This window comes from Citrobacter sp. Awk 2 (assembly GCF_028069815.1).
In the GTDB taxonomy this organism is placed as follows: domain Bacteria; phylum Pseudomonadota; class Gammaproteobacteria; order Enterobacterales; family Enterobacteriaceae; genus Citrobacter.
Genome location: NZ_JANEWL010000155.1, coordinates 1 through 6,035, shown reverse-complemented (window position 1 = coordinate 6,035; position 6,035 = coordinate 1). Strand labels below are relative to the sequence as shown.

The window sequence follows — 6,035 nt, the reverse complement described above, 5'->3', positions numbered from 1 at the left end:
CATTATAAACAATTAAGGATAGGAAACTTTCCTTACCCAAAAGAGACAACTCTTTCTTTTTTTCGCCTAGATTCCATTCAGATATGTATGGATAATATTTTGGCGATAAATCTAAATCGCCTTCAGTTGCAGTATATTGTCCGTTTCTGGAAGCATCATTATCAAAAGCAAGTGATACCCCTACGGCAGTACCGGGTACAAGATCTTTGCCAAGGTGAGTAGCATCTATATACTCGATACCTAAATTGACCGCACTCAACGTCCATTTGCATGAACCGCCACCAGTCATAGCAACTTTTGCTTCCCAAACATCTCCACTTCTTTGCATCATAGGGATCCCGATAACGTTATAGCTGGGTTCTGTGATAACTGAGCCATCAAATCCACTCACTCTTTTTTTCTGACACTCATGTGATATGTATCTGACTTCAAGCGGAAACGGTTTCGTATACTGAGAAGGGTTTTTTACTTCAATATTGACCCATTTTGTATCTGCGGGTGGAGATAACGTCTTGTTAACGGCCCGACTCATACTGCAACCCGCCACAGTAAACAACACCAGGGAAAGCAGAATAATTTTTGATTGATTATACATTTTCCATTACCTCTTCTCCATATTGAGCAAACCGCAAAAGCGTATCATTGCCATACGGCATAGATAATGTTGGAGTCAGAGATACTCCCAACAAGCCTTCTATATTAAGGAAAATTTCATTTCTGGATAATTCATCGCTCGGTATATCATTTTTATTTTCTGTCATCTGCTCCCTGAATAAATCAACGTTATACATATGCTCAGTAAATGTGCGTTTTTCCACTATGCCGGCATTATCAATCAACTCTAACACCTTGTTATACATATAAGGCATATAGGACGTCATAAAATGTTCAAAGATATTTACATTAACACCTCTGTCCGGGTTGCTGCCTTTGGGGAAAAAATCTTTTAAATCAGATTGCGTCAACGACGCTTTAAATTCTTTCTGTTTCTGCCCAGCTTGTTGCATCTCTTGTTCCGCCAGAGCGGGTACCAGATAAAGTTTAGCCTTTAGTGGAAGTGGATTTCTGATGGTAATACACCCCGCCGGAGTTGGGAGATCCCTCTTACACTCATTCCATTCCCGGCTCTGGCTAGCTGTAAGGAAGGCAACCGTATTACCGTGGTGCCAGAAACAGTCTCCCCAGGATTTCAACTGATAAGCAAGAAGCTCACCCAGAGACCAAAAGAAGCCCAGCGTCCCACCAAACCACCCCCAGAGTTTATATAACTCATTATCCAGATTAGCTTCTGCCGGAACGGCAGGAATTGGATCATTATCATTGATATGGCGAAAATGAGTAATCTCCGATAACTGCATCACGGCATCGCGGGTAAAGGTTCGGGGCATTCCATAAGTATAAAGGAGTGGGATATAACCCTTCAACTTTGCTGCATGTATTAATGCCAATGCCCCACCTAAACTATGCCCACAAATAAATAGTTCTTTGTTTTCAACTAACGCTCTTAGTATCTTTATTTCATTCTTAAATTTCTTCTCAACCCGGCTATATCCGCTCCAAAACCCAGTATGTACTTTTCCCGCAGGCAGTAAGCTAGTACATTGCGTTTTATCTATATCGCATAATTGTGAATTCACCGGTCTGAACGCAAGATCCGTCCCCACATCAAACAAACTGGCCGTTCCGCGCCAGGCAACGATCACTTTATTCGCGTTATAGACATAATAAAGCTGCGTATCACCATCTGCCTTTGTTGCAGCAGTATTGCCCTCTGCCTGTGCTGTCGCCTGTGAATTATTCTTGGCTACCTTAGGCGAAGTTTCCCGTGAGGTATCCATAAAAACCGGGGGATAATACCGTTCACTAAAGGGAACATCCTGTACTAACGTATTCCATGCAGAGCCGTCTTTATAAAGCTGAGGTAAGCGGGATAGATCCTGGCACTGGTTAATAAAAAAGCGAGTAATTGACAGCGTATCCAGAGTACTGTCATCTGCATAGGCAAGTGTTGCTGCTGCCCCAAGGTTAATTCCATTCGCAATGGAATATTCCTTTTGATGATGCAGAACAAGCTCCCAGGCTCTGAAGGGGCATATTTCAATCACATGGCGTTTTTCAAGCTCATTTGTTCTGACCTTAACACCCTGAAATGAACTGCTGTTCGGAAAATGGAATAAAGGTAGCTCTTCCCCTTCTCTTAGTTGCAAATCAGGTTTCTGATGGCATAGTTCGCCCAATACCGCATAGTGCCAGATATAACCCTTCTCTTCTGCACCGGGGCGAACAACAGAATCATTTTCCGCATCCCTGCTCACACGCAAGGCACGTTTTTCCATTTCCGTAGCCAGCTGATTGCCATCTAACGTCAACCTCAGTTCCAGCCCATGCGGCATATCGACTCTGATTAGCCCGTCAGCATCGCTCTGACCAGAATAAGTGAATCCCTCCACCGGCCCGGAAACAGGATGAGCGCTTTCCATAGTCCATGGCATATTCGCCACTGGCTCATTCTGTTCATCTACAAGTTGGAATTCTACCCAATACGGTTTCTGCTTTCCCGCTGTAACTTTTGCTTCTGTATGCGTCACAGATGTCACTAATGAACTGCCTGCCATAAACATCCCTCCTTGTCCAAGTTTAATAACAAACTTATTGGCTCTCTTTTCTTGTTAGATAAAATGTTCCAATCTTTATTATCTCTGAGATGAACACAGCAGCAAGAAATATCACTCCAGCCTTGATTGACATAGATTTAAACACCCATGGCAATATTGATATAGAAGGAATCATGAAGAACAACCTGAATGGCGTTTGAACATAGACTGTCCAATTTGCATACTTCCACTTTTTTAAGAACATTACAGCAGAAAAGATAATTGATATGTTAAGCAGTAACGAGAAAGAAAAAAGGATTAGCGAATACACTCCTTGCTGCGGATAGATATCGCTAAAAGATAATATATCATCAACTAAAGGAATTCGGCCCTGAGAGATATTCAACCAACCAAATCTGACAATGTAAAAGAGGTCAAACATAGCCCAAAAATACAATACACGATTCCGCTTTAAGAAAACTTTCATTTACTTCCCTCATAGACATCATCAGCGGTAGTTGGTTGCCAGTGCCACGACTGGCCTGTAATAGCCCAGGCATCGTCACCTTCCAGGAAAGTTTGCGTTACTTTTCTCTGCTCTCCATAGCGATGAACTGCTGATTTTTGACATTTCTCGTCGGCGGCATCAGATGGCAAAGGCTGCCATTCCTGAATTTTATCTCTCTTCGTATTCATATAGTCCTTTCCTTCAGAACCAAAAACACGTCCTTCATCTCCCATAGAGGTTAAGCGATTGATTGCCATAATTGCAGTATTTTTCAACCCATGATAATCATGATCAATCGTAACCCAATGCCCAGGCCCTTCATCCTTTTGCTCACGTGGAAATTCAATGTTTACGTTGCCAGGCATCGATGTGTAAAGCGGTGTGGTCCTCCCTGACGAGTCAGATATTCCTTCAAATATCTCACCATCAGGAGACGTTACTTTATAACTGGTGAATGGTTTGATATCCCCTGATTCAGGATCGGTAACAGTAAACGTTCCGCCATACCCTTTCGGGAAAGTCACTGGTGGTGTATCTAAACTGACAGGACCGGTCTGATTAACATTGGCCGCTTTCAGCAAAATATTCCCCGGACATCCCAGTTCAATATTCCCACCGCTAAGCTTTATATAAGCGCCACCGCAACTTAAAATCAGTTCCTTGCTGGCATTCACCTTCACGCTTCCCTGACCACTGGCGACAGTGATGTCCTGTAATGCTGAGACATTCATGGCATCAGCTTGTGCCTGAATATCAACCGTCCCTGCCCCCGCATACATTTTCATTCCTGCAGCCTGTGCAAACAAACTTACAGCCTCGCTTGCCGCTACAGTGAACGATTGCCCGGCGCTGATATCGGTATTTTTACCTGACATGAGGCCAATACTTGCCCCGCCTGAAGCAAGCCGGACAGCCTCAGGACTGAGAATGCCTATACCAGCAGGTGCACTGGCCAGCATTCCTGGCATTTTTAGATATTTCAGTGAACGATTAAGTGTCTTCTGGCTGTCGATATCGGATACAGTTGCCTTCGCTCCTTTCGCTGCAGCCTGCAGGCTTCTTGCGAGCGTAAGAGCCTGTTCCAGTTGTTCTACAGCCCGGTCCATTTCAAGCATTTTACTGCCGACGTCAGGCTGAGCATCTGCAGTAAGCATTACTCCCTTACCACCACGAACGCTGACCCAGTCGTTAGTACGCAGCTCCGCCCCCTCGCCGCGAAGAACCCTGGAAGCATTGACGTTGTGTCCTAAATTGAGTTGAGTCTTACCCCCGTACTCAGTGCTGAGTTTAACGTGTTCTTCACCGCGCCTGTCCTCCATCCGCAGTTTGTTCAGGCCAGCTGTGCGGATAACATTGCGTGTGCTGTTAGCTTCAGTCACATGGTCAACATGGCGGGAGTCGTGCATCGCATGGGCGATATACGGACGATCCGGATCGCCCTCATGAAACGCAATGGCGACTTCAGTACCCTGTATCAGCGGGAAGTGGAAGCCGTATTTGTCCCCACCGTAAGGCTTGGCAAAACGTACCGGCATACTTTCCATACCCTGACGCTTATCGTCGCGGTCTGCATCGAATTTCACCCGGTACATGCCGGAAGCATCCTGCCAGGCGTAAATATCGTTTTCTTTTGCGCTGGTCACGCGCGCCATCAGGGTACCGCTAACCACCGGACGCTTTTTAGCGGCAGGACGCCAGCAGCGGTTCTCGTAGTACGGCATCGCTACCCATGCCACTTTCAGGGCATTCTTACGGCTGGCGTAGTAGCCAGTGCGGATAATAACAACGCCGTTGTCCGTTTCACGGGGCAGTGTTGGCGGGATAGCCATTTCGGTAATAGTCAGTACCTGCGCCGGACCGAGGGTATGGTCGGTGCTGCTGCCGGTCACCGTGCTCTGGGTAGACAGGAAGCGTTCATGCTCCAGACGCGCCCAGAAGTTACCAGTTTCTGCCGTTGGTATAATTTTGTCGCCACGTTCAAGGTGACGCGGGCGATAATGGTACACATCGCCGTAGGTGTTCCCCTCTCCGTCGCCACGGGTCATGTCAGCCGGTACGGACATAAGGACGTTCTGTGCTTCACGGTGGTTGTAGTCACTGGCCGTAACCGAACGCTCCACCACGTTATGCCGGACTTGCACACCCCACACCGAGTCGGCCGCATTATCATTCGCCCCTGACGGGCTGTTTAGAGGCAGCGTTTTACCGAACGTCCAGGCACTCTGCTTGTCCCCAAAATGCACCACTTCAGTTTGTGTGTCCGGATGCAAAGTGAAGAAGTAGAAAATCCCCACCTCAGCCAGTAAGCGTTCGATAAAAGCGAGGTCACTTTCCTGGTATTGGTTTATCTGTTCTCGTTTTGGATAGGTTTGTTTAAGCTTGAATTCATATTCCCACCCCTTTAAACCATGTTCGCCAAGAATCTGCGCTACCACTTCCGGCACTGATTTGTTGACGAAAAAACGGTGAGTACGAAACTGCTTATCCAGTAAGGATATAAAAGGTTCCAGATTAATTTCATACGTAACCTGATCGCGTGAACCGGTCAGACGTCGGAAATTTGTCACTACACCATGAACAATTTTACCGACAGCATAATTAAATAATTCCCCCTCCCCCATGCTCAGCGTAGCGGTTTTGCTTAACATCATTTCAGCCGTAAGGTCCGGATATGAACTGGTAAAACGAATGGTGTAATGATAAAGCCCACTCATTTGTTCTAATCCATCAAAACGTTCCACATCCAATGGATAAGGACAGGAAGGAATATCTAATTTATAGCGATTAAGGATGCCCTCTGTCATTTTAAATACACTTCCCATGTCCATAACTCCCATTCTGGATCAAAATAATATTAAACAAAATAAAACCCAACAGATGTGATGAATCTTATCTATAACCCCACTCATCATAAATATATCTCAGGAGGATTT

At 45.7% G+C, this 6,035-nt stretch carries 4 protein-coding genes; all 4 read right to left on the bottom strand.

Annotated features, from left to right (window positions below):
• A partial coding sequence (locus NNO02_RS22275) for a hypothetical protein (RefSeq protein WP_271455773.1) occupies positions 1-595 on the bottom strand: 595 nt, incomplete at its 3' end.
• Entirely contained in the window at positions 588-2,615 is a 2,028-nt protein-coding gene (locus tag NNO02_RS22270; RefSeq protein WP_271455772.1) for a lipase family protein, read from the bottom strand. The genes NNO02_RS22275 and NNO02_RS22270, both read right to left, overlap by 8 nt.
• Positions 2,616-2,649: 34 nt before the next feature.
• On the bottom strand, positions 2,650-3,081 hold the full coding sequence (locus NNO02_RS22265; protein ID WP_271455771.1) for a hypothetical protein: 432 nt from the start codon (positions 3,079-3,081) through the stop codon (positions 2,650-2,652).
• Positions 3,078-5,924, bottom strand: a complete 2,847-nt coding sequence (locus NNO02_RS22260) for a type VI secretion system Vgr family protein (protein WP_271455770.1) — start codon at positions 5,922-5,924, stop codon at positions 3,078-3,080. The genes NNO02_RS22265 and NNO02_RS22260 overlap by 4 nt, the downstream gene beginning before the upstream one ends.
• Between the last annotated feature and the right edge of the window lie 111 nt (positions 5,925-6,035).